The 23501-nt window shown below is 65.0% G+C and carries 22 protein-coding genes; 9 read left to right on the top strand and 13 right to left on the bottom strand.

Translation table 11 applies throughout. From position 1 onward, the window contains the following. Positions 1-113: 113 nt before the first annotated feature. From pyk to NCR93_RS02710, 4 genes are all read right to left on the bottom strand, one after another. Entirely contained in the window at positions 114-1550 is a 1437-nt protein-coding gene (gene pyk, locus NCR93_RS02725; RefSeq protein WP_008351324.1) for a pyruvate kinase, read from the bottom strand. Between the two features lie 352 nt (positions 1551-1902). Further along, a complete protein-coding gene (locus tag NCR93_RS02720) occupies positions 1903-3099 on the bottom strand; it encodes a phosphoglycerate kinase (protein WP_008351325.1) in 1197 nt (398 codons plus the stop codon). A gap of 407 nt (positions 3100-3506) precedes the next feature. Continuing rightward, positions 3507-3830, bottom strand: a complete 324-nt coding sequence (locus NCR93_RS02715; RefSeq protein WP_008351327.1) for an AzlD domain-containing protein — start codon at positions 3828-3830, stop codon at positions 3507-3509. Then, positions 3827-4573 (bottom strand): AzlC family ABC transporter permease, encoded by a 747-nt coding sequence (locus tag NCR93_RS02710; RefSeq protein WP_034470821.1) that lies wholly within the window; start codon positions 4571-4573, stop codon positions 3827-3829. Before NCR93_RS02710 ends, NCR93_RS02715 begins: the two co-directional genes overlap by 4 nt. A gap of 356 nt (positions 4574-4929) precedes the next feature. Between NCR93_RS02710 and NCR93_RS02705 the strand changes: the two genes are divergently transcribed. From NCR93_RS02705 to NCR93_RS02680, 6 genes are all read left to right on the top strand, one after another. Next, positions 4930-5850 carry a branched-chain amino acid transaminase gene (locus NCR93_RS02705; protein WP_008351330.1) on the top strand — a complete coding sequence of 307 codons (921 nt, stop codon included), beginning with the start codon at positions 4930-4932 and terminating at the stop codon, positions 5848-5850. A gap of 66 nt (positions 5851-5916) precedes the next feature. Next, positions 5917-6114, top strand: coding sequence for a zinc-finger domain-containing protein (locus NCR93_RS02700; protein WP_008351333.1), 198 nt, complete (start codon positions 5917-5919; stop codon positions 6112-6114). 126 nt (positions 6115-6240) lie between these two features. Further along, positions 6241-7314, top strand: a complete 1074-nt coding sequence (gene waaF, locus NCR93_RS02695; protein ID WP_008351335.1) for a lipopolysaccharide heptosyltransferase II — start codon at positions 6241-6243, stop codon at positions 7312-7314. Between the two features lie 165 nt (positions 7315-7479). Further along, on the top strand, positions 7480-7926 hold the full coding sequence (locus NCR93_RS02690) for a nuclear transport factor 2 family protein (protein WP_008351336.1): 447 nt from the start codon (positions 7480-7482) through the stop codon (positions 7924-7926). 33 nt (positions 7927-7959) lie between these two features. Next, entirely contained in the window at positions 7960-9033 is a 1074-nt protein-coding gene (locus tag NCR93_RS02685; RefSeq protein ID WP_008351338.1) for a YheT family hydrolase, read from the top strand. 6 nt (positions 9034-9039) lie between these two features. After that, on the top strand, positions 9040-9624 hold the full coding sequence (locus tag NCR93_RS02680) for a DUF2946 family protein (protein ID WP_008351340.1): 585 nt from the start codon (positions 9040-9042) through the stop codon (positions 9622-9624). Positions 9625-9629: 5 nt separating this feature from the next. Here the strand turns inward: NCR93_RS02680 and NCR93_RS02675 are convergent, their stop codons facing one another. Next, on the bottom strand, positions 9630-11600 hold the full coding sequence (locus NCR93_RS02675) for a M48 family metalloprotease (RefSeq protein ID WP_175979849.1): 1971 nt from the start codon (positions 11598-11600) through the stop codon (positions 9630-9632). Positions 11601-11767: 167 nt separating this feature from the next. On the opposite strand from NCR93_RS02675, the gene moaC reads away from it, so the two are divergent. Next, on the top strand, positions 11768-12265 hold the full coding sequence (gene moaC / locus NCR93_RS02670) for a cyclic pyranopterin monophosphate synthase MoaC (protein ID WP_008351343.1): 498 nt from the start codon (positions 11768-11770) through the stop codon (positions 12263-12265). Between the two features lie 4 nt (positions 12266-12269). On the opposite strand, the gene NCR93_RS02665 is transcribed toward moaC, so the two are convergent. The 8 genes from NCR93_RS02665 to recA all read right to left on the bottom strand — a co-directional run bounded on the left by NCR93_RS02665 (position 12270) and on the right by recA (position 20800). Beyond that, complete coding sequence (locus NCR93_RS02665; protein WP_175979848.1) at positions 12270-14075, bottom strand: PglL family O-oligosaccharyltransferase; 1806 nt, start codon at positions 14073-14075, stop codon at positions 12270-12272. 162 nt (positions 14076-14237) lie between these two features. After that, on the bottom strand, positions 14238-14828 hold the full coding sequence (locus tag NCR93_RS02660; protein ID WP_008351347.1) for a pilin: 591 nt from the start codon (positions 14826-14828) through the stop codon (positions 14238-14240). 111 nt (positions 14829-14939) lie between these two features. Beyond that, the gene (locus NCR93_RS02655) at positions 14940-15650 is read right to left on the bottom strand and encodes a TerC family protein (protein WP_008351349.1); all 711 of its coding nucleotides are present in this window, start codon (positions 15648-15650) and stop codon (positions 14940-14942) included. 110 nt (positions 15651-15760) lie between these two features. Continuing rightward, complete coding sequence (gene sucD, locus NCR93_RS02650; protein ID WP_008351350.1) at positions 15761-16642, bottom strand: succinate--CoA ligase subunit alpha; 882 nt, start codon at positions 16640-16642, stop codon at positions 15761-15763. A 97-nt stretch (positions 16643-16739) separates the two neighbouring features. Beyond that, positions 16740-17906 carry an ADP-forming succinate--CoA ligase subunit beta gene (sucC, locus tag NCR93_RS02645; RefSeq protein WP_008351353.1) on the bottom strand — a complete coding sequence of 389 codons (1167 nt, stop codon included), beginning with the start codon at positions 17904-17906 and terminating at the stop codon, positions 16740-16742. A 105-nt stretch (positions 17907-18011) separates the two neighbouring features. Beyond that, positions 18012-18650, bottom strand: coding sequence for a DUF2889 domain-containing protein (locus NCR93_RS02640; RefSeq protein WP_034470713.1), 639 nt, complete (start codon positions 18648-18650; stop codon positions 18012-18014). Positions 18651-18762: 112 nt separating this feature from the next. Further along, on the bottom strand, positions 18763-19332 hold the full coding sequence (gene recX, locus NCR93_RS32100) for a recombination regulator RecX (RefSeq protein WP_350029596.1): 570 nt from the start codon (positions 19330-19332) through the stop codon (positions 18763-18765). 397 nt (positions 19333-19729) lie between these two features. Then, entirely contained in the window at positions 19730-20800 is a 1071-nt protein-coding gene (recA, locus tag NCR93_RS02630; protein WP_008351360.1) for a recombinase RecA, read from the bottom strand. A gap of 282 nt (positions 20801-21082) precedes the next feature. Between recA and NCR93_RS02625 the strand changes: the two genes are divergently transcribed. Beyond that, positions 21083-21811: a response regulator transcription factor gene (locus NCR93_RS02625; protein ID WP_034470819.1), complete on the top strand. Its 729-nt coding sequence runs from the start codon at positions 21083-21085 to the stop codon at positions 21809-21811. Between the two features lie 5 nt (positions 21812-21816). Then, the gene (locus tag NCR93_RS02620; RefSeq protein ID WP_008351363.1) at positions 21817-23388 is read left to right on the top strand and encodes a sensor histidine kinase; all 1572 of its coding nucleotides are present in this window, start codon (positions 21817-21819) and stop codon (positions 23386-23388) included. The last annotated feature ends 113 nt before the right edge of the window (positions 23389-23501 follow it).

Here is a 23501-nt window from a genome sequence, read left to right as displayed (position 1 = left end):
CGGCTTCATCGTCCTGCGCGCTTGACGAAACGAGCGCGGCTGCCGGGACCGCGCTCGCTCCGGACTTGCGACAAATCGCGCGGCGTTTGACCGCGCAGCGTTCTCAAAAACGCTTAGAAGTGATCGCCCACGCGCACGATCTTGAGCGTGTTCGTGCCGCCTGCCTGGCCCATCGGTTCGCCGACCGTCAGCACGACCATATCGCCGCGCGCCGCGTAACCCTTCGACACGACCACTTCCAGCGCCTGATTCAGCGCCGTGTCGCGGTCCATGTTGGTGTCGACGTGCAGCGGCGTCACGTTGCGGTATAGGGACATCGTCCGTTCGCTCGACACGCGCGGCGTCAGCGCGAAGATCGGCACGTGCGTCCAGTGACGCGACATCCACAGCGCGGTCGAGCCGGATTCCGTCAACGCGACGACGGCCTTCGCGCCGAGATGGAACGCCGTGAAGAGCGCGCCCATCGCGATCGACTGGTCGATGCGCGTGAACGTGCGGTCGAGGAAATCGCGATCGAGCTGCGATTCTTCCGACTTCTCCGCTTCGATACAGATGGCGGCCATCGTTTCGATCGTCGTCACCGGATACTTGCCGGCCGCGGTTTCGGCGGAAAGCATCACGGCGTCGGTGCCGTCGAGCACGGCGTTCGCCACGTCGGAGACTTCGGCGCGCGTTGGCACGGGCGCGTGGATCATCGATTCCATCATCTGCGTGGCGGTGATCACGAGCTTGTTCGACTCGCGCGCCATGCGGATCATGCGCTTTTGCAGCGCCGGAACCGCCGCGTTGCCGACTTCGACCGCGAGATCGCCGCGCGCGACCATGATGCCGTCCGATGCGTCGAGAATGCCTTGCAGCGCCGGAATGGCTTCGGCGCGCTCGATCTTCGCGATCATCTTCGGCTTGATGCCGTACGGCGCGCCCGCGATGTTCGCGAGCTGACGCGCCATTTCCATGTCGGTCGCGTTCTTCGGGAACGACACCGCGACGAAATCCGCGCCGAGCGACATCGCCGTCTTGATGTCCTCCATGTCTTTCTCGGTCAGCGCGGGCGCGGTGAGACCGCCGCCCTGACGGTTAATGCCCTTGTTGTTCGAGAGCTCGCCGCCGACCTTCACCGTCGTGTGAATCTCTTCGCCGATGACGCGCACCACGTCGAGCACGATGAGGCCGTCGTTGAGCAGGAGCACGTCGCCCGCGCGCAGGTCGCGCGGCAGATCCTTGTAGTCGAGCCCGACGCGCTCGTTGTTGCCGAGCGTGCAGTTCGCATCGAGGATGAACGGATTGCCCGCGACGAGCATCGTCTTGTTGTTCTCGAACTTGCCGACGCGGATCTTCGGGCCCTGCAGGTCCGCCATGATCGCGACTTCCCGGCCCACCTGACGCGCCGCCTCGCGGACGATTTCGGCGCGCTGGCGGTGATCGTCGGCGGTGCCGTGCGAGAAGTTGAAGCGAACGACGTCGAGGCCCGCCTGCAGCATTTGCAGCAGGACGTCCGGGCTCGTTGAAGCCGGGCCGATGGTGGCAACAATCTTGGTAGCGCGATGCATGTCTTTCCTCGTCTCTGTAGGAACGCCCGTGTTGAGGCCGCGAGCACGTTGCGCTTGCAGTGAGGTGTTGCTCACCGGTTGCGCGCGCGCGCCGGTTCGTGCCGGCGTCGCTTTGTCGATTTCATTCAGGGCATGGGCGGGCACGCCGCCGATGATGACCGGAGGCGTTTCCGGAATCACCGATTCGTCTTCGGGCGCCGTCTGATCGGGTTGAGCCGCTTCCGCGATCACCCGCGCTGCTTCGGCGGCCGCGTCGAGCGCGGCGCCGCTTTCCATTTCTTCGGTTTGCGCGCCGCCGGCTGGCGCGCCCTTCTTTCCTGCTTTCGCCGGATTGTTTCGGGCGGCCAACGCCTCAAGCCCCGGCGCGGGATTCGAGCACTTCGACCGCGGGCAGCTTCTTGCCTTCGAGGAATTCCAGGAACGCGCCGCCGCCGGTCGAGATATAGCTCACCTTGTCGGCGATGTCGTACTTCGCGATGGCCGCGAGCGTGTCGCCGCCGCCGGCGATGGAGAACGCCGACGAATTCGCGATGGCCTGCGCGAGCGTCTTGGTGCCGTTGCCGAACTGGTCGAATTCGAACACGCCGACGGGCCCGTTCCAGACGATCGTGCCGGCCGTTTCGAGTTGCGCGGCGAGCGCCTTCGCGGTGTCCGGGCCGATATCGAGGATGAGGTCGTCGTCGGCGACGTCGGCGACGGGCTTCGTTTCCGCCTTCGCGGTCGCGGCGAATTCCTTCGCGGTGACGACATCGCTCGGAATCGGCACCGATGCGCCGCGCGTGCGCGCCTGTTCGATGATTTCCTTCGCCTCGCCGACGAGATCGGCTTCGGCGAGCGACTTGCCGATCTTCAGGCCCGACGCGAGCATGAACGTGTTGGCGATGCCGCCGCCGACGATCAGCTGATCGACCTTCTCGGCGAGCGACTTGAGAATGGTGAGCTTGGTCGACACCTTCGAGCCCGCGACGATCGCGACGAGCGGACGCTTCGGGTTGCCGAGCGCCTTGCCGAGCGCATCGAGTTCAGCGGCCAAGAGCGGTCCCGCGCACGCGACAGGCGCGTACTTCGCGATGCCGTGCGTCGTGGCTTCGGCGCGGTGCGCGGTGCCGAACGCATCGTTGACGTAGACGTCGCAGAGCTTCGCCATCTTCTGCGCGAGGCCGTCGTCGTTCTTCTTCTCGCCCTTGTTGCAGCGGCAGTTTTCCAACAGCACGACGTTGCCCGGCTGGACCTGAACGCCGTCGACCCAGTCGGCGACGAGCGGCACGTCGCGGCCGAGCAGCTCCGACAGACGCTTCGCGACCGGCGCGAGCGAGTCTTCCGGCTTGAACTGGCCTTCGGTCGGACGGCCGAGGTGCGACGTGACCATCACGGCCGCGCCCGCGTCGAGAGCGGCCTTGATCGCCGGGACCGAGGCGCGCACGCGCGTATCTTCGGTGATGTTGCCGTTATCGTCTTGCGGCACGTTGAGATCCGCGCGGATGAACACACGCTTGCCGGAGACTTTGCCTTCGGCGATCAGATCGGTGAAACGCAGTACTTTCGTCATGGGAGTCAACGTAGATAAAGAAGCGGTTCGGGCGGGAACGGCCGTCGGGGCGGGCCGGTTCGTGGAGTCGCCGCGCGCAGGCCGCCGGGCAGGACGGCTCGCGCGCGGTTCAAGCTGGGGGCGAAGGACGCGCGCTTAAGCCGAACGCGCGCGCGGGATGCGGGAGAAAGGGATGAGACAGATGAATCCGGAGAGGCGCGCAAGCCCTGCCCGGGCGCGGCGATGGAGCCGGGAGCGGCGTGTTGCAAAATGAATTGCAAAACCGTAGCGCGGTGACTGCCGGACACACTTTCGACCTCGCTCACTCGGGAAAGACCCTCATTTTAACCGATCAACCCGGCCGCTTTTAGCGGGCAATCGTTGATGACGCGTATTTGACGCGGCGCGTAGCCATCTCCACGCCGCGGTCAGGCCACGAGCCGCAGCAGCGTGAACACCACCATGCCGACGGCGATCGTGCCCATCATGCCGCGCCGCCACAGGTAATACGCGAGTCCCGCCGCCGATGCCCACAACGCATGGTTCGACAGCCACAGCGAAATGCCCGCGGGCGTTTCGAGCAGATCCGGCACGACGACGCCCGCGAGCGCGGCGGCCGGCGCATACCGCAGCACACGCTGCACGCGCGGCGGCAGCACCATGCGCTCGCCGCCGATCAGAAAGAGCGCGCGCGTCACCGCCGTGACCACGCCCATGCCGATGATCGCGAGCCAGACTTGCAGCGCGCTCATCGGCTGGACCTCGTGGCATCGGATGCGGATTTGGGCGCGGCCCGCTCGGCGACGACATCCGCGAGCGTGCCCGCGATAAGCGCCGCGAACACCGCGAGCGGCAAGCCGAAACGATACGGCAGATCGAACGCCAGCAACGCGACGACGCTCGCCACCGCGACCGCCGCGAGCGTCGAACGCGTCGCGATAGCGGAAACGATGAGCGGGATCAGCGCGAGCGTGCCGGCGAGTTCGAGGCCCCAGTCATCGGGAATCAGGCTCGCGAGCAAGATGCCGAGCACCGACGATGTTTGCCATGACAACCAGCTCGATACCGCCAGTCCCCAGAAGAACGCCTCCTTGCCGGGCTGCCAGCCGGCAGGAAAATTCCGCTTCGAGAACATCAGATAGATGATGTCGCCGTTGAAATAGCCGAGCAGCAGACGCCGCTTCAGCGGCAGCCACGAGAAATGCGGCGCGAGCCCCGCGCTGAAGATCACGAAGCGCAGATTGACCATCGCGGCGGTCAGGAGAATCGTCCAGAGCGGCAGCTTCGCGGCGAAGAGCGGCAGCACCGCGAGCTGCGACGAGCCCGCGTACACCGCGAACGACATGCCGAGCGCCTGCGGCACGGTGAGCACGGACTTCGTCATCGCGACGCCGGTCACGAGACCCCAGGAAAACGTCGCCAGGACGGCGGGAGAAAAGGTACGCACGCCCTCGAAAAACGCGCGGCGATTGGTGTCGGACAGCCGGTCAAGCATGAGCGAATGCGAGGCGATGAAGACCACCCGTGATGCCAATGCGCGGCCTCGAGCGATTGCGCGATGGATCGGGAAAAACCGGGAAAATCGGGAATGGCGGGCTTCGCCGTTTCGTCCCGCTGTTTTCAGCGGACGGCGAAAGGCAAATTATAGCGTCGTGAAAGGCGCTCCAAGATCGGTTTCGTCGCGAAAAGACGCTAAAATGACGGTCTTTCACAGCCTTTGCGCCTCCGATGCGCGCGTTCGCCGGCAATCGCCGATGCACGAACGCGGCGCGAGATGCGCGAGCGCCGCCGCCCGGAAGTCTTTGGCGGCCTGCCCCGAACTCACTTGAACGAGACAGCTAGGAGAACCGTATGTCAATGGCCGACCGCGACGGCAAGATCTGGATGGATGGCAAGCTGATCGACTGGCGTGATGCCAAGATCCACGTTCTGACCCACACGTTGCACTACGGCATGGGTGTCTTCGAAGGCGTGCGCGCGTACAAGACCGCGCAGGGCACGGCCATTTTCCGCCTGAAGGAACACACGAAGCGCCTGCTCAACTCGGCGAAGATCTTCCAGATGGACGTCCCGTTCGATGCCGCGACGCTCGAAGCCGCGCAACTCGAAGTCGTGAAGGCGAACGCGCTCGAGTCGTGCTACATCCGCCCGATCATCTGGGTCGGCTCGGAAAAGCTCGGCGTGTCGGCGAAGGGCAACACCATCCATGTTGCGATCGCCGCGTGGCCGTGGGGCGCGTATCTCGGTGAAGACGGGCTCGCCAAGGGCATCCGCGTGAAGACGTCGTCGTTCACGCGCCATCATGTGAACGTGTCGATGGTCCGCGCGAAGGCGTCCGGCTGGTACGTGAACTCGATTCTCGCCAACCAGGAAGCCGTCGCCGACGGCTACGACGAAGCGCTGCTGCTCGACGTCGACGGCTACGTGTCGGAAGGCTCCGGCGAAAACTTCTTCCTCGTGAACAACGGCAAGATCTACACGCCGGATCTGGCTTCGTGCCTCGACGGCATCACGCGCGACACAGTCATCACGCTGGCGCGCGATTTCGGCATCCCGGTGATCGAAAAGCGCATCACCCGCGACGAGGTCTACACCTGCGACGAAGCGTTCTTCACCGGCACCGCCGCCGAAGTCACGCCGATCCGCGAGCTGGACAACCGCACCATCGGTTCGGGCGCGCGCGGTCCGATCACGGAAAAGCTGCAAAGCGCGTTCTTCGACGTCGTCGGCGGCAAGAACGAGAAGTACGCGAGCTGGCTCGCGAAGGTTTAAACAATCTCATGCGACGCGGCGGGCCGTTCGCTCGCCGCGCGACGTACATCACGAAAAGAGATAGCAATGAGCGACCTGAAGGAAATGCCGCTGGTGGAATTGTCGGCGAAGGATCTGCCCGCCTTCTGCCCGAACCCGAAGATGCAGCGCTGGAGCACGCATCCGCGCGTGTTCATCGACGTGACGCACGGCGAGGCGCGCTGCCCGTATTGCGGCACGCGCTACAAGCTGAAAGACGGCGAAGTGCTCAAGGGCGGTCACTGAAGCCCGCGGGGCGCTGGCCGCGCCCTGGCTCATGCGCGCCGTACGCGGCGCGAAACATACCCACGACAATCGACGGCTCGCCCCAAGGCGGCGGGCCGCGTTCATTTTGAGATCGGATAACAACAGATGCGCCGCGCGCTGGTTATAGCACCGAACTGGATCGGTGACGCATTGATGGCGCAGCCGCTCTTCACGCTCTTGCGCAAGCTTCATCCGCGTATCGCGATCGACGCCGTCGCGCCCACCTGGGTCGCACCCGTGCTCGAGCGCATGCCGGAAATCCGCGATGTCTACGCGACCGACCTCGCCCACGGCAAGCTGCAACTGCTGCGCCGCTGGCAGCTCGCGAGCGATTTGCGCGATGTCGGTTACGACGCCGCCTATGTGCTGCCCAACTCCGTCAAATCCGCGCTGATTCCGTGGATGGCGGGCATCAACCTGCGCATCGGCTACAAGGGCGAGAGCCGCTACGGGCTCTTGAACGTGCGCCACGCGAATCCGCCGAAAACCGACCGTCCGCCGATGACCGCGCATTACGCGGCGCTCGCCTATGCGCCGGGCGCGAAGCTGCCGTTCGTCGACCGGTTCGCGCAGCCGGAAGCCGCCGCGCTTCCCGACGCGCAGACGCTGCCCGTGCCGCGCCTCGAAGCCGATCCGAACGAAGCCGCGCGCGTCTCGACGCGCTTCAACCTCGACACGCGCGCGCCGCTCGTCGTGTTCTGCCCCGGCGCGGAATACGGTCCGGCCAAGCGCTGGCCGCCGGAGCATTTCGCTTCGCTCGCCCAGTTCATCGCGCAGTCGTTTCCGTATGCGCGCATGATCGCGCTCGGTTCGAAGAAGGATGCGCCGATCGCGCAGGCCATCGCGGAGCGCGCGCCTATGGTGCGCAACCTGTGCGGCCAGACTTCGCTCGGTGAGGCGTGCGCGCTGATTTCGCGGGCGAGCGCCGTCGTCACGAACGATTCGGGGCTGATGCACGTCGCGGCCGCGTCGCGCCGGCCGCTCGTCGCGGTCTACGGCTCGACCGATCCGCGCCACACGCCGCCCTTGTCCGATCTCGCAAAGGTACAATGGCTGCATCTTGAATGCAGTCCGTGCTTTGCCCGCGAGTGTCCGCTCGGCCATCTGAACTGCCTTCGCGAACTCTCGGCCGAACAGGTCTTCGCCGATGTGCGCGGCATGCTGCTCGCGCATCGTTGATGTTGCGCTCACGCGTCGAAACGCGTGTTCGTACCGGCGGTTTCCGGCCGTGTGTGCGGGTGCGGACACGCGAATGTCTCCGAACGGGGGCATGCTTTGACCAATGACCGTTGCAGCGCGCCGTTTCGTTGGCGTGAAGCATCGAATGCCAGAGACCCACGAGCCATGCCACGTTTCGCCCGCCTCTTCGAAGCCGCCGCCGATACCCTCAACGCTTACTATCAGGCAGTCGCGGACAACAGCATCGACACGGTGATGTCGTTGTGGATCGACGAGGAGTTCGCCACCTGCGTGTGCGCGGACGGCACGCATCTGCACGGGCTGGAAAGCATCCGCGCGGGTCTCGCGAAGCAGTTCGAGACGCAGCCCGTGACCGTCGAACCGCTCGATATTCGCGTGTACGACAGCCTGGGCACGGTCGTCTATGCGATCGCCGAGGCGCATCAGCCGGCCGAGCCAGCCAGCGCGCCGCGCATGATCTACACGACGTATGTGATGGTTCACGAACGCGGCGAGTGGCGCATCGCGCATATTCACGCAAGCGAGATGCCGATCGAAACCGCGGGCCAGTTCGCCGCGAAGCTGCGTCACGGTCAGGGACCGCTGCACTAAGAAATTCGAAGAAGACGTCTGTCGGGAGGGGCCATGAAGCGCGATCCGTTGTTGAAGCACGATTCGTCGTTCGTGGACAAAGCGCCCGCCGTGGCACTGAAGGAAACCGCGCGCCTGCTTTCGCCGGGCGCCGCCGAATGGCTCTACAGCGCGCCGCGCTGGCTGCCCACGAGCCATGCGCAAACCATCGTCCCGGCGCTCTTCGGCCGCAAGCCCGACGTGCGTTACCGGCGCGAGCGCTGGAATACGCCCGACGGCGATTTCATCGATCTCGACTTTCTCGCGCACGATCCCGCCGATCAACCCGCCGCGAACGCCCCGCTCTTCGTGCTCTTCCACGGCCTCGAAGGCAGTTCCGATTCGCACTACGCTCGCACGATGATGGCCGCCGCCCGGGCGCGCGGCTGGCACGGCGTCGTGCCGCATTTCCGCAGTTGCAGCGGCCCGCTCAATCTGCTGCCGCGCTTCTACCATCTCGCGGACAGCGCCGAAGTCGACTGGATTCTGCGGCGGCTCGCGCAAGTGCATCGCGGGCCGATCGTCGCGGCGGGCGTGTCGCTCGGCGGCAACGTGCTGCTGCACTGGCTGTGCCAGCGCGGCACGGACGCGTCGATCATCAGCGCGGCGGCGGCCATTTCCGCGCCGCTCGACGTCCACGCGGGCGGCCTCGCGATCTCGCAAGGCTTCGGCATGGTCTATACGCGCAGCTTCCTGAAGTCGCTCAAAAAGAAGGCGCTCGCGAAGCTCGGGCAGTATCCCGGTCTCTACGACCGCAACGCCGTGCTCGCCGCGCGCACGCTGTACGAGTTCGACAACGTCGTCACCGCGCCGCTGCACGGCTTTCGCGACACCAATCACTACTGGTCGACGGCGACGATCCGCGCGCATCTGAAGCACATCGAAGTGCCCGCGCTGCTGCTGAACGCGCGCAACGATCCGTTCCTGCCCGAGTTCGCGTTGCCGTCGACGGCGGAAGTATCGGCGCGCGTGACGCTCGATCAGCCGAACCACGGCGGGCACGTCGGCTTCATGACGGGACCGTTTCCGGGCCGGATCGACTGGCTGTCGCAGCGCGTGTTCGGTTATCTGGAGAACTTCGTTTCGTGAACCGTCATGGATGACATCGTCAAGCAGGCGCTCGCCAAATGGCCCAACGTTCCGCACTGCACGGGCTGGCTGCTGCTCGACCGGCGCGGTCAGTGGCGCATGCGCGACGACGCCGCGCAAGCCGCCGGCGAACTCGGCACGCCGATCCGGCATGAGGCGCTGCTGGGCTTCATCAACCGCAACTACGAAAGCGATGCCGACGGCCAGTGGTTCTTTCAGAACGGCCCGCAGCGCGTGTATGTTGAGCTCGTGTACACGCCGTGGATCGTGCGTCTGCATGCGGCGGACGGCGCATTGCGGCTGATCGATCAGGGCGGCGCGCCGTTCGAGCCGGCGCATGTCTGGATCGACGACGCAGGCGGCATTCTCCTTTCCGATGACGCCTCGCCCGCACGCATCGCCGCCCTTCACGATCACGATCTCGAACTCTTCGCGGACCACGCGTCGCTCGACGATGCCGGCACACGCGGCGTGTTCCACTGGCGCGACGGCGTCGATCTGACCGTGCAGCCGATCGCCCGCGCCGATGTCGCCGCGCGCTTTGGCTTCGTCGCGAGTCCGGCCGAACGCGCCGCCGCGAAGAAAGACTGAGCTAGCTAGCCGTTCTTCTCCATCTCGCGCTCTTCCTTGTAGCGCGTCTCGAAATCGCGCAGCCGGGCGGAAATCGTCGAAAGATCGTAGAAACTCGCGGTCTTGACGTCGCGCGCTTCCTTCAGTTGCCGGATCGCGGATGCCCACGCGCCATCGAGCGCGAACTTTTCCGCCATCGCCTGATGCTGTTGCAGCGGATCGTTGAGACCCGCGCTTGCCTGCGCGAGATAGAACCACCAGTCGGGGCGCGTCGGCTCGGCGCGTGTTTCGCGGCGCGCGAGCGTCTGGGCGTCGGCGAAGCGGCGCGCGGAAAGCAGCGTCTGCAGATGCACGTCGATGGCGGCGTGCGACGCCGGCCAGCGCTTTTGCGCGAGGTCCGCGAGGCGGATCGCATCGTCGTTGCGGCCGGCGCGGCGCGCGATGTCGGCGGCGAGCACGTCGAGGCTCGGCGTGCTGCGCAGCGCCGGCGGTGCGGATTGAGGTTTCGCCGGCGGAGCCGATCGGGCTTCGACGCGAACCGGTGGAAGCACGATGTCGCTCTTCGCGCGCGGTGCATCGCCGTTGCCGGAGTCTCCGAGATTGAGCGGCGTGCGCGCGTTGTCGAGCGGCGTCGCGATCGTCGACGCATCCGCGTTGCGCAGCGACGGCTCGCCGCTCTTCTTGCGCGGAGCCGGCTGCGTTTGACCAACCGCGCGATCCTCCTTTTGCACTTGCGCCGATGCCGCCGCCGCGCTCGCCTCCTCGCCCTCGAATAGCGCGCGCGCCTTCGCGAGCGCGTCGCTGGCCGCGTCGTGATTGCCCAGCAGCGATTGCGCGAGCGCGATCCCGTACCAGTTGGACGCGGGATTGAGCGCCGTCTGATCCTCGATTTCCGATTTGAGCCGGCTCGCGACCTCGCGATAATCACTCGCGTAATTCACCTGCAGCACGCGCGCCCGGGCGCGAACGAACGCATATTCGGCCGACTGACGCGGCTGCCGGTACGGCACGCGCCGCGCGCGGCCTTCCATGTCGGCGATGCGGTCGATCGTGAGCGGGTGCGTGCGCACGTACGGCGGCACGCCGTTATCGGCCATCGACGCGCGATCGAGACGCTCGAAGAACGCTGCCATCGCGTAAGGATCGTAGCCGGCGGCCGCGAGCATCTGGAAACCGACGCGGTCGGCCTCGTGCTCGGCCGCGCGCGAGAAGCGCAACTGATTGTCGACGGCGAACGCCTGGCCGCCCATCGCGATGCCCATGCCGAGATCGCCGCTATGGGCGAGCAGGCCCGCGAGCAGGCCGGCGAGCATCCCGGCGAGTGCGGCGTAGGAACTCTTTTCCTGCGTGCTGAGCATCCGCGCGATGTGCCGCTGAAGGACGTGCCCCATTTCATGGCCGATGACCGACGCCAGCTCCGATTCCGTTTGCGTCGCGGCAATCAGCCCCGTGTTCACGCCGATAAAGCCGCCCGGCATCGAAAACGCGTTGATCTGCGCGTCGCGCACGGCGAAGAGATCGAAATCCGGCCGATAGCCGCCGAGATACTGCGTCGCCGCCGCCGCTGAAAGCTTCGACGAGATCGAGTCGAGATAGTCGCGCAGCAGCCAGTCGTCGAGATAATCGGGATCGGCGCGCACTTCGCGCATCATCTTCTCGCCGACCTTGCGCTCGGCCTGCGGCGTGAGGGAGCCGCCGGAGCCGTCGCCGAGATCCGGAAGCTGCACCGACGACAGCGGCGCGCGCAAACCGGACATCGTCCCGGGGCGGTTCGCGAAACGGCTTTCCGCGCCGCCGTAGACGCCGAACACGCCTTCCGCGATGTTGCCCGGCACGTCGCCGCTGGCGCTTTCCTGCGACGCGCGCAGTTGCGCGGCCGCGAGCGTGCCGGTCGAGCCCGCGGAAGGCGAACTGGATTGCGCCAGCGCCGCGGGCGGCATGGCGAGGGCGACGCAAAGGAGGGAGGCGAGCGCGCGGCTCGGACGTGTGAAATGCATGGCGCGAAGCGCCGATAGTCGGCTCGAGAATCGAAACGGGCTTATCGTATCAAGTGTTGCGGGCGGCGCGTCTCAGGTCGGCGGTGCGTCGCGCCGGACCGTGGCGTTCTGCGGAAAATCGCGCGGATTCACGCTGGTATGATAGGCGCCCATTCGAAGGAGACGCTATGTCCGGACTCACCCATTTCGATGCCGCCGGCGAGGCGCATATGGTCGATGTCGGCGCGAAAAACGAAACGCGCCGCGTGGCCGTTGCACGCGGCTCGATCGCGATGCTCGCGCCCACGCTCGCGCTGATCCGCGAAGGCCGAGCGAAAAAAGGCGATGTGCTGGGCGTCGCGCGCATCGCCGCGATTCAGGGTGCGAAGCGCACGGCCGATCTGATTCCGCTGTGTCATCCGCTGGCGCTGACGCGCGTCGCGGTGGATTTCACGATCGATGAAGCGCTACCCGGCGTGCACTGTGAAGTGCGCGTGGAGACGGTCGGGCGCACGGGCGTGGAAATGGAAGCGCTGACCGCCGTGCAGGTCGGATTGCTCACGATCTACGACATGTGCAAGGCGGTGGATCGGGGGATGACCATCACCAATGTGAAAGTGATGGAAAAGCACGGTGGGAAGTCGGGGGATTGGGTGGCGGACGACCAGCCGTCGCCCGCGCCCTGACCGCTCACTCTTCTTCCTCATCCTCCGAAGGCTCCTGATTCGGCAGCGGCACACCATACAGCTTCACCAGATCCGCCTTGAACGACGCCAGCGGCTTGCCCGCTTCGTCCGCCAGATCGTAGACGGCCAAAAGCTGCTTCGGCCAGTCGTGCAACTGCGTCGCGAAGATCTTCAGGCGCGCCATCGTGTCGAGCGCCTCGGCCTTCTGCCCGGCGAGCGCCTGCAACACCGCGTAGCGGCGCAGCACGGTCTCGCCCGGCAACAGCGCAATCGCCTTCCGATGCGCCGCGAGTTTCTCCTCGACGTTCTGCGCGTTGATCGGCAGCAAGGTCGCCGCACCGTATTCGCCCCACGCCGTGAACAGGAAAGACGGATTTTCACGATACTGCTCGGCCGGGCGCGAGCCGTAGTACAGCACTTCCGCGCGGTTGTAGTCGCGTAAGGTCGGATACAACGCCGCGAGCCCGCCGAGCACCAGCACGACATATACGCCATAAGAGAGCGGACGCGGAACCAGCCGCAAGGGACGCGTCTCCAGAAGGCCGATGACGAGCATCGCCGGCATCAGAAAGAACATGTACTGCTGCGGATACTCGACGAGCGCATGCATCATCAGGACGCCGAGCAGCGACAATCCGAAGATGCGCGCCGGCGTCTGCGGCGCGCGCAGCACGCGAATCAGCCAGAAGACGACGCTCGCGACCAGAATCGCGACGCCGAGCGCACCCGTTTTTGCGAGCAGATCGATGAAGATGTCGTGCGCGTTGTTCGCGATCTCGACGCCGCCCAGATCGCGCACGAGGTCGAACTGATAGCGCGGAAACTCGCCCCATCCGACGCCCAGCAGCGGATGCGTCTTGAACATCGTCCAGCCGTACTTCCAGAGCGCGAGCCGCGGCGCGATCTGACTCGCTTCCTGCATGCGCTCCGCCGCCGATTGCGCGAGCCCGAAATCGAAGCGCACGTTCGCCCAGCGCACGGCCGCGTTCACCGCGAAAAAGACGATCGCGAGCAGAATCGGGACGATCCACGCGCGCGTATCGCGGCGGCCGGGGCCGTCGAAGCCTTCCGACGCTACCGGCCGCCCAAGCACGAACGCCATCCAGAAGCCGGCGACGACGATCACCGCCGTCTGCAGCCACGGCCCGCGCGATACGGTCAACGCGAGCCCGAGCGAGTAGATCGCCGACAAGATCAGCCACAGAACGAGCGGCAGCCGACGCGCCTGCACGAAATAAAGCGCGCCCGCCAGCGCGAACGCGATCACGGTCGCGAGGTGATTCGCCTGCGCCATGTTGCCGAACGGGCGCCGTTCGATCATCACGTTGTACGCGACCACGAACGGCGTGAATTTCACTTCGAGATGCAGCAACTGCACGATCTGGCAGAAGACCGCGAACAGTCCGCCGACCATCAGCGCAGCCGCGCCAATACGCAGCGTCTTCTCGCCGAGCCCCGCCCGCACGAGACCGAAGCCCGTATGCACCGCGAGAAACGAAGCGAGCAGAAACGCGCCGCCGAGCCAGTTCATCGATGGCTGCGCGATCGGCAACAGCAACGTCTGCGCGACGAGCAACACGCCGAACGCAAGCGGCATCAATGCGACGACCGGCGATGCGAACGGCACCTTCGGCTCGGAGACGCGCACGAGGAGCGCAACCGTCGCACCGAGCGCCAGATAAAGCGCGAGCGCGCTGTATTCGGCGTAGAAGGTCGGAATCGGATACGTGTGGTTGACGACCGCGAAGGGAAACGTCAACGCAAGGCACAGAACGGCGAAGCAGAGAAAGCGCGCGTATTGGGAAGGCATGAGGAACTGGGAACGTCGGCGACCGGCGCACTATACAAAACTTTGCCCCCGCTGTCCGTCGAACGGCCGGTTTTGCTACCAAATCGCCAACTTTCGCGCAAAAACGACGGCGCGACGGCGCGGCGGCGACGTAAATCCTCCCGCCGCGCTTCGCGTCAGTGCTTACGCGCGGCACTCCGGCGGTGCGAGATTGCCTGGCAATGTCGGCGCCTGCGCAGGCGTCGGACCGGCGCCCGGCGCGGGCAGCGACGACTCGGTCTTCTTGCCCGCGAAGCATTCCCACGTCACCGACCCCGATTGCACGGAACCGCGGCTGAGCGACACGCGCGCCGTAGGTGTATCGGCGTTGTCGGGTGTCGAAGGCACGAGCACCAGCGTGTTCGAACCCGCCGGCGCGACGCGCGTCGTATAGGCGATCGTGATCTGCCCGTTGTCGCTGTCGACGTGAATCGACTCGACGTTGCGCGTGCCCGGCGGCGACGCGAATCCGCCCGCCAGATCCGCGCCGCTCGCCGCGTTCTCCGCCACTGCGAGGCGCGCGGCCGCCGCGAGCGTCATGCCCTCGCCCACGCGGCTTCGGGCAAGATAATCCTGATACGCCGGTATCGCATACGCCGCGACCACGCCGACGATCGCAAGCACGATCATCAGTTCGATCAGTGTGAAGCCGCGTGTCAGCGCATCTTTCGTGCGCCCGAACCACCATGCGCGCCGTTCGCGCGGCACGTCCAAAACCGAAGCCTTCGTCGTCATTGCTACTCCCTGAAAAACAGAAAAGCGCCCTTCCGCGCAATGCGGTCAGGACGCTTCGATCGTATTCAGGGAGCCGCTCCGGCGGCAGTCAGCCGAACGGCCTAGGAGAAATCAACCCGCCGCGCGATTGCCGTCGGCGAGCGCGCGCCGCTTGAGCAGCCAGCCCAACGCGACGACAAGCAACGCGCCCGCCAGACGCGCCGCATATCCGACGAGTTCGGTATTGAGCGCGGGCCATCGGTCGATGAATGGATCGTCGATGATGAGGCCGCCCGCGATCCAGCCGAGCAGACCCGCGCCGAGCAGCACGACGGCGGGCAAGCGGTCGAGCAGCTTCAGCACCAGCGTGCTGCCCCAGACGATGAGCGGAATGCTCACGACCAGGCCGAAGATCACCAGCGTGAGCCTATGACGCGGATCGGCGGCTTCGGCCGCGCCCGCGATCGCGATGACGTTGTCGAGGCTCATGACGGCATCGGCGACGATGATCGTCTTCACCGCCGCCCACAGCCGGTCGGATGCGTCGATCTGATGATCGTCGTGGTCCGGCTGCATCAGCTTTACGCCGATCCACAGCAACAGCAAGCCGCCGAGAAACTTGAGAAACGGAATGTCGAGCAGAAAGACCGCGAAAGCGATGAGCACGACGCGCAGGATGATTGCGCCGAGCGTGCCGAACACGATGCCGCGCGTGCGCTGCCGATCCGGCAGATTGCGGCAGGCGAGCGCGATCACGACGGCGTTGTCGCCGCCGAGCAGAATGTCGATCACGATGATCTGAACGACCGCGCCCCAATGGAGCGTCGAAAAGAATTCAAGCATGAGGCTGAAAAATGAAAAAAGCGAGGAAGCAGCGCTCCCTCGCTTTTCAATGGCTTTTACGAAAGGAATCAGTAAGAGTACCAAACCCCCGCGTAATTTGCCTGCTTCGATCAGAGAACCGACTTCAGCAGACGTGCCATCTCCGACGGATTCTTCGTGACCTTGATGCCGCACGCGTCCATGATTTCGAGCTTGGCGTCAGCCGTGTCCGCACCGCCCGAGATCAGCGCGCCTGCGTGGCCCATGCGCTTGCCCGGAGGCGCCGTCACGCCCGCGATGAAGCCGACGACCGGCTTCTTCATGTTGTCCTTGATCCAGTAAGCGGCGTTCGCTTCGTCCGGACCGCCGATCTCGCCGATCATGATGACGGCGTCCGTTTCCGGATCGTCGTTGAACATCTTCATCACGTCGATGTGCTTCAGACCGTTGATCGGATCGCCGCCGATACCGACCGCCGACGACTGGCCGAGGCCCAGCGCCGTCAACTGGCCGACCGCTTCATACGTCAGCGTGCCCGAACGCGACACGACGCCGATGCGGCCCTTCTTGTGGATGTGACCCGGCATGATGCCGATCTTCAGCTCGTCCGGCGTGATCGTGCCGGGGCAGTTCGGTCCGAGCAGCAGCGTCTTGCGATTTTCGCGGCGCATGCGGTCCTTGATTTCGAGCATGTCGCGAACCGGAATGCCTTCCGTGATGCAGATCGCGAGATCGAGGTCGGCCTCGACGGCTTCCCAGATCGCGGCGGCAGCGCCCGCGGGCGGCACGTAGATGACCGAAACGGTCGCGCCGGTTTCGGCCTTCGCTTCCTTCACGGACGCGTAGATGGGAATGCCTTCGAAGTCTTCGCCGGCCTTCTTCGGGTTCACGCCCGCGACGTACGCTTCGCGGCCGTTCGCGTATTCGCGGCAGGCGCGCGTGTGGAACTGGCCGGTCTTGCCGGTGATGCCCTGCGTGATGACCTTCGTGTCTTTGTTGATCAGAATCGACATGTAGTGACCTCTGTTCGTTTGGCGTCGCCATGCAAAAAGCCAGGCGCCGCCATTCGTATCTGGTGGAACGCTCTCTTAAGGCAACAAGCGAACGCGCTTACTTGCCTTCGGCCGCCGCGACGACCTTCTGCGCGGCTTCTTCCATGCTGTCCGCCGAGATGATCGGCAGGCCCGAGTCGGCCAGCATCTTCTTGCCGAGGTCTTCGTTCGTGCCCTTCATGCGCACGACGAGCGGCACCTTCAGGTCCACGGCCTTCGACGCAGCGATCACGCCTTCGGCGATCACGTCGCAACGCATGATGCCGCCGAAGATGTTCACGAGGATCGCCTTCAGGTTCGGGTTCTTCAGCATCAGCTTGAACGCTTCGGTCACTTTCTCGGTCGTCGCACCGCCGCCGACGTCGAGGAAGTTCGCCGGCTCGCCGCCGAACAGCTTGATGGTGTCCATCGTGGCCATCGCGAGGCCTGCGCCGTTCACGAGACAGCCGATGTTGCCGTCGAGCGAGATGTATGCGAGGTCGAACTTCGACGCTTCGACTTCAGCCGGATCTTCTTCGTCCAGATCGCGGTACGCGACGATTTCCGGATGACGGAACAGCGCGTTCGAATCGAAGTTGAACTTGGCGTCGAGCGCGATGACCTTGCCTTCGCCGGTCACGATCAGCGGGTTGATTTCCGCGAGCGATGCGTCGGTTTCGAAGAACGCCTTGTACAGGCCTTGCAGGATCGCGCGCGCTTGCGGGATCGATGCATCGGGAATGCCGATCTTGCGTGCGAGATCATCGGCGTCCGCGTCTTGCAGACCGGTCGACGGCTCGACGGCGAACTTGTGCAGCAGTTCCGGCGTCTTTTCCGCGACTTCTTCGATGTCCATGCCGCCTTCGCTCGACGCCATCACGACGATCTTCTGCGAAACGCGGTCGAGCACGAGGCCGACGTACAGTTCCTTCTTGATGTCCGCGCCTTCTTCGATCAGCAGGCGATTGACCTTCTGGCCTTCGGGGCCGGTCTGGTGCGTGACGAGCTGCATGCCGAGGATCTGGTTCGCGTATTCGCGGACCTGTTCGATCGACTTCGCGACCTTCACGCCGCCGCCCTTACCGCGGCCGCCGGCGTGAATCTGCGCCTTGACGACCCAAACCGGGCCGCCCAGCTCTTCCGCGGCCTTGACCGCATCATCCACCGAGAACACGGGTTTGCCGCGCGGGACCGCGACGCCGAATTTCCGCAGGATTTCCTTACCCTGGTACTCGTGAATCTTCATGCGTGATTCCTTCAGTCTGAGAGTTGGAGTGAACTTCTGTTTGCTTGAACCGCTGATTCTTTTCTTGTTTGAATTCCGTGCGTGAGCGCGAGCGCTGCTTGCGCGCTACGAGGCGGACTTTGTCTCCGGCCTGTCTTGCACCGTTGTTCCGGATCTGGATGGTTCGCCGGGCGCGTGGCCGAACCAGCGCGGGTAGTGTTCCCTCACCGCGGGTCCGTCGAAGCGCAGCGCGTGGCATCGGCCGAGCTGAAACGGCGGCTCGTCGCGCTGCGCGTTGGCGTCGGCTTGCTTGAATGGATTGCCGTCCTCGATCTTCCAGACGTCGCCCGCGAATGCCTGAATGGCTGCGGTCGGCAAGACCCCGCACAACTCGGTGAGATGCGTGCAGCCGGCAGTGCCGCGCAGCAGCGTGTTGGCTTCGCGGCGAAAATTCTGGAGGAGATTGAGCCCGATGAGCTTGCGATAGACCGCATTGGACTCGGCGCACAAACCGCCATACGGCGCCCAGTCGGACGACGCTTCGACGTCGACGATGCTGAGTGTGCGATCGATGGTGATGCGCAGCCAGAGTTCATGGATCGGCAGGCCGTGCGGCCGGACGCCCGTCGCGAGCTGGAAGTCGCGCGGCTTCTCATCGGTTAGACAGGCTTCGATATCCCACAGGCCGTCGTCGCGTTCGAACGCTTCCACTCGAATCGCGCGGCTATGACGCAATTGTCGGGGAGCGGGAGGCGAGAGAGGCATGCTGGAGTGAGCCGGTACGGGGAAAACCGTGGAATTTTAGCATATCGGGTATTTCGAGCCGGGCATGTGCCTGACGAATGGAACGCGCGTGCGGATCAAGCCGAACGGGCGCTCAGTCGTCGACGATTTCCTCGCTCCAATCTTCGTCACCGCCCTTCAATATCTTGCCGATCGTACCGCTCGAAAAACCGCGCGCAGCCAGAAAGCGCGCCTGCTTGGCGCGCTCGGCGGGCGTCTCCGGCGGCACGCCGTATTTCTTTTCCCACACCGCCCTGGCGCGCGCGGTTTCGGACTGTGCGAGCTTGTCGGCGGTTTCGCTGATGAGCGTTTCGCCGACGGCATGCCGCTTCAGCTCGCTGATGATCCTGCTGCCGCCCATGCGCGACGCCCGCCGATGCACGACGCTCTCGACGAAGCGCTCGTTCGACAGCCAGCCATCGCGCTCGAGACTGTCCAACAGGGATTCGAGCGGAGCGGCTTCTTCGACGTACGGACGCAGCTTGCGCGACAACTCCGCGCGGCTGTACTCGCGACGCGACAGGAACGCGAGCGCGCGGCCCTTCAACGAGCGTTGCGGACGTTTGGGATTGTTGACTTCGTTTGCCGATGTCTTGCGGGTGCGCTGGCTGGAGCGGCTATAAACCGTTTCGCCGGAAACGGCTGGCGATGGCTCGGAAGGCACGCATTGTTCGAAGGGCTCGAATGGATCGGCGTCTTCGAATGGGTCCGGCGGGTTAGCGGACGGCGGGCTGCGATGGGCGGGGGGCGCCTTCGGCTGCGCTGTCGCCTGCTTCAGTAAGGCGCGAGCTTGTTCCAGGCGGGCCGCGCGATCATTCGCGTCTACGCTGCTTTCATCCCTTTTAACAGGCTCGAAAACGCGACGCGCCGACGCGAATGACTTCGCGCCGGCGCGTTCCTTGTTGCTGCGCCTGAAGCCGCCTGACTTCGACGATGCACCGCGCCGCTCGCTGCTTCGCTCGTAGCGATCGACGGAATCGGAATCGTCGCCGGTTCCGTTATCCGCCGGGTCTGCCTTGGATCCGAGCCGGCGCGTCTGCATCTTCCTTCAGGCTCGATGCTTACTCGTCGTCGGCCGCTGCGGCGCTTGCGACGACAGCTTCGCCCAATGCAGCGACGCCCAGCGATTCGCGGATCTTGTTCTCGATCTCGCGCGCGATGTCCGGATTTTCGCGCAGGAATTCCCGCGCGTTGTCCTTGCCCTGACCGATGCGATCGCCGTTGTAGCTGTACCAGGCGCCCGCCTTGTCGACCAGCTTCGCCTGCACGCCCAGATCGATGATTTCACCCTGACGCGAAATGCCTTCGCCATAAAGAATGTCGAAGATGGCTTCGCGGAACGGCGGCGAGACCTTGTTCTTCACAACCTTCACGCGCGTCTCGTTGCCGATGACTTCGTCGTTCTTCTTGATCGAACCGATACGGCGGATATCCAGACGCACCGACGAGTAGAACTTGAGCGCGTTGCCGCCCGTGGTGGTTTCCGGGTTGCCGAACATCACGCCGATCTTCATGCGGATCTGGTTGATGAAGATGACGAGGCAGTTCGTGCGCTTGATCGTGCCGGTGAGCTTGCGCAGCGCCTGCGACATCAGACGCGCTTGCAGACCCGGCAGCGAGTCGCCCATTTCGCCTTCGATTTCCGCCTTCGGCACGAGCGCCGCGACCGAGTCGATCACGATCATGTCGATGGAGCCGGAGCGCACCAGCGCGTCCGCGATTTCGAGCGCCTGCTCGCCCGTGTCCGGCTGCGAGATCAGCAGTTCGGGCACGTTCACGCCGAGCTTGCCGGCGTACTGCACGTCGAGCGCGTGTTCCGCGTCGATGAACGCCGCCGTGCCGCCGAGCTTCTGCATCTCCGCGATCACCTGCAGCGTGAGCGTGGTTTTACCCGACGACTCCGGACCGTAGATTTCCACGACACGACCGCGCGGCAAGCCGCCGACGCCGAGCGCGATGTCCAGCCCGAGCGAACCGGTGGAAACCACTTGAATGTCTTCGACCGCCTCACCTGCGCCGAGCCGCATGATCGACCCTTTGCCGAATTGCTTTTCGATCTGCGAGAGCGCGGCGGCCAGGGCCTTGCTCTTCTCCGCAGTCATGCCAGCCGGGCCTTTCTTGCTTTCTTCCATGAATCGTCCTTTGCTATGATGAACGGCGTCTGAGGCAGTGTTCACGGGGTTTTTCGCCGCTCGATCGAGCATACGAAACCGCCCTTCCCACTCACGCAGACACTGTATAAAAAAACAGTAGTTTTTGCAAGCCTGTCGCGGCGTGGCGCAGCTTTTTTTCCACGTCGCCCAAGCACGCAAGAACCACGAACACCTGGAGACCGCCGCGCCGGGCGACACACGGTGCCGGCAATGCCGATGCGCTTCATCGCGCATGCATGGCGTACAAAGGCGCACACGACGATGCGAATCCTCATTGCCGAAGACGACAGCATACTCGCGGACGGGCTCGTCCGATCACTCCGCCAATCGGGATACGCCGTCGACCATGTGAAGCACGGCGTCGAAGCGGACACCGCCCTTTCCCTGCAAACTTTCGACCTGCTGATCCTCGATCTCGGCCTGCCGCTGATGCCCGGTCTCGAGGTGCTGCGCCGCCTGCGCGCGCGCAATTCGCAGATGCCCGTGCTGATCCTCACCGCCGCCGATTCCGTCGACGAGCGCGTGAAAGGTCTCGATCTCGGCGCGGACGATTACATGGCGAAGCCCTTCGCGCTCAACGAACTCGAAGCGCGCGTCCGTGCGCTCACGCGCCGCGGCGCGGGCGGCGGTCCGACCGTCGTCCGGCACGGCTCGCTCGCCTTCGATCAGATCGGGCGCATTGCGACGATCGGCGATCAGGTCATCGATCTGTCCGCGCGCGAACTCGGCGTGCTCGAAGTGCTGCTGCAGCGAACCGGCCGGCTCGTATCGAAGGAGCAGCTCGTCAATCACCTGTGCGAGTGGGGCGAGGAAGTCAGCAATAACGCGATCGAGGTCTACGTGCATCGGCTGCGGAAGAAGATCGAGCCGAGCGGCGCGAAGATCATCACGGTACGCGGTCTCGGTTACACGCTGGAGAAAGCGGCCGCCACGACGAACGGCGCGGGCGGGCCGCACGCCGGCGAGTCCGCCAGCCATCACTATAAGTAGGCCGCATGGCGTCGCCCGTTTCCCACGAAACTCAGCGAAACGCACAAGCGAACGACGACTCCGACGCGCTGCGCGACGCGCGCTACGCGAATCCGTTCGCGCCGCCCGACGAGCTCGAGCCCGACGCCGAAACGCATCCACGCTCGCTCTTCGGCGAGATTCTCGACTGGATGCTGGCGCCGCTGCTGCTGCTCTGGCCGATGAGCATCGCGGTTACGTATCTGGTCGCGAAATCGATCGCGAACGGGCCGTTCGACCGCGCGCTCGAAGCCGACGCCTACGTGCTCGCGCGCCAGATTCAGCCGGTAAACGGCGTCGCGGAACTCCGTCTGCCCGACGCGACGCGCGATTTCCTGCGCGCCGATAACGTCGACAGCGTGTTTTTCCAGGTGCTCGGCACGCGCGGCGAACTCGTCGGCGGCGATCGCGACATGCCCTTGCCGCACGACGACGATCGTCCGCAGCCGGGCATCGTCGAGTTTCGCGACGATGTGCTGCGCGGCAACGATATCCGCGTCGCATACACGACGGTCGATCTGCCCGGCCTCGCGCCCGGGCGCGATCCGCACAGCGCGCAGCCGGTGCTCGTGCAGGTTGCGGAGACCCTCGACAAGCGCAGCCAGCTCGCCAACGACATCATCAAGGGCGTGATCCTGCCGCAGTTCGTGATCCTGCCGCTCGCGATCATCCTCGTATGGTTCGGGCTTTCGCGCGGGCTCGCGCCGCTGCACGCGCTGCAGTCGAACATCCGCGCGCGCCGCCCCGACGATCTCTCGCCGCTGCAGGCCGGCAGCGCGCCGCCGGAGATCGCGCCGCTCGTCGCGTCGTTCAACGACCTGCTCACGCGCCTCGAACAGAACATGGAGTTCCAGAAGCGCTTCATCGCCGATGCCGCGCATCAGATGAAAACGCCGCTCGCGGGCCTGCGCATGCAGGCGGAACTCGCGATGCGCCAGGACGTCTCGACGGAAGTGCAGCGCTCGCTAGAACAGATCGCGATGAGTTCCGAGCATGCCGCGCGTCTCGTCACGCAATTGCTCGCGCTCGCGCGCGCCGAGAATCGCGCGACGGGGCAGATATTCACGCGCATCGTCCTGACCGATCTCGCGCGGCTCGCGGTGCGCGACTGGGTTCAGGCGGCACTCGCGAAACGCATGGATCTCGGTTATGAGGAGCCGCCGTTTGCGGTCGAAGTGGAAGGCAATGTCGTGATGCTGCGCGAGATGCTGTCGAACCTGATCGACAACGCGATCCGCTACACGCCGGCGGGCGGGCGCATCACCGTACGCGTGCGGACCGACGACGACGATCTCGATCTCGTGCATCTGGAAGTGGAAGACACGGGACTCGGCATTCCGGCGGCGGAACGCGAGCGCGTGGTCGAGCGCTTCTATCGCATTCTCGGGCGCGACGGCGACGGCAGCGGACTCGGTCTTGCCATCGTCAAGGAGATCGCGGCGATGCACGGCGGCGCGCTCGCCATCGAGGATCACGTGTATCAGGACAGCCCGCGACTCGCCGGAACGCTTGTCCGCGTCAGTCTTCAGCGGGTTTTTCCTGCCCGGGACAAACCCTGAGCGCGAGCGCGGCAGATTCGCATTTCGCGCGCACGAAGCACGAGCATAGACGAATTTAGACGGTCGTTCGCATCACATATGCGCGGCTTCGGCGCAAATCGTCGTTTCGGACG

It is taken from the genome of Caballeronia sp. ATUFL_F1_KS39 (assembly GCF_023630985.1).
Taxonomy (GTDB): Bacteria; Pseudomonadota; Gammaproteobacteria; order Burkholderiales; family Burkholderiaceae; genus Caballeronia; species Caballeronia zhejiangensis.
This window is presented reverse-complemented; position numbering and strand designations above follow the sequence as displayed.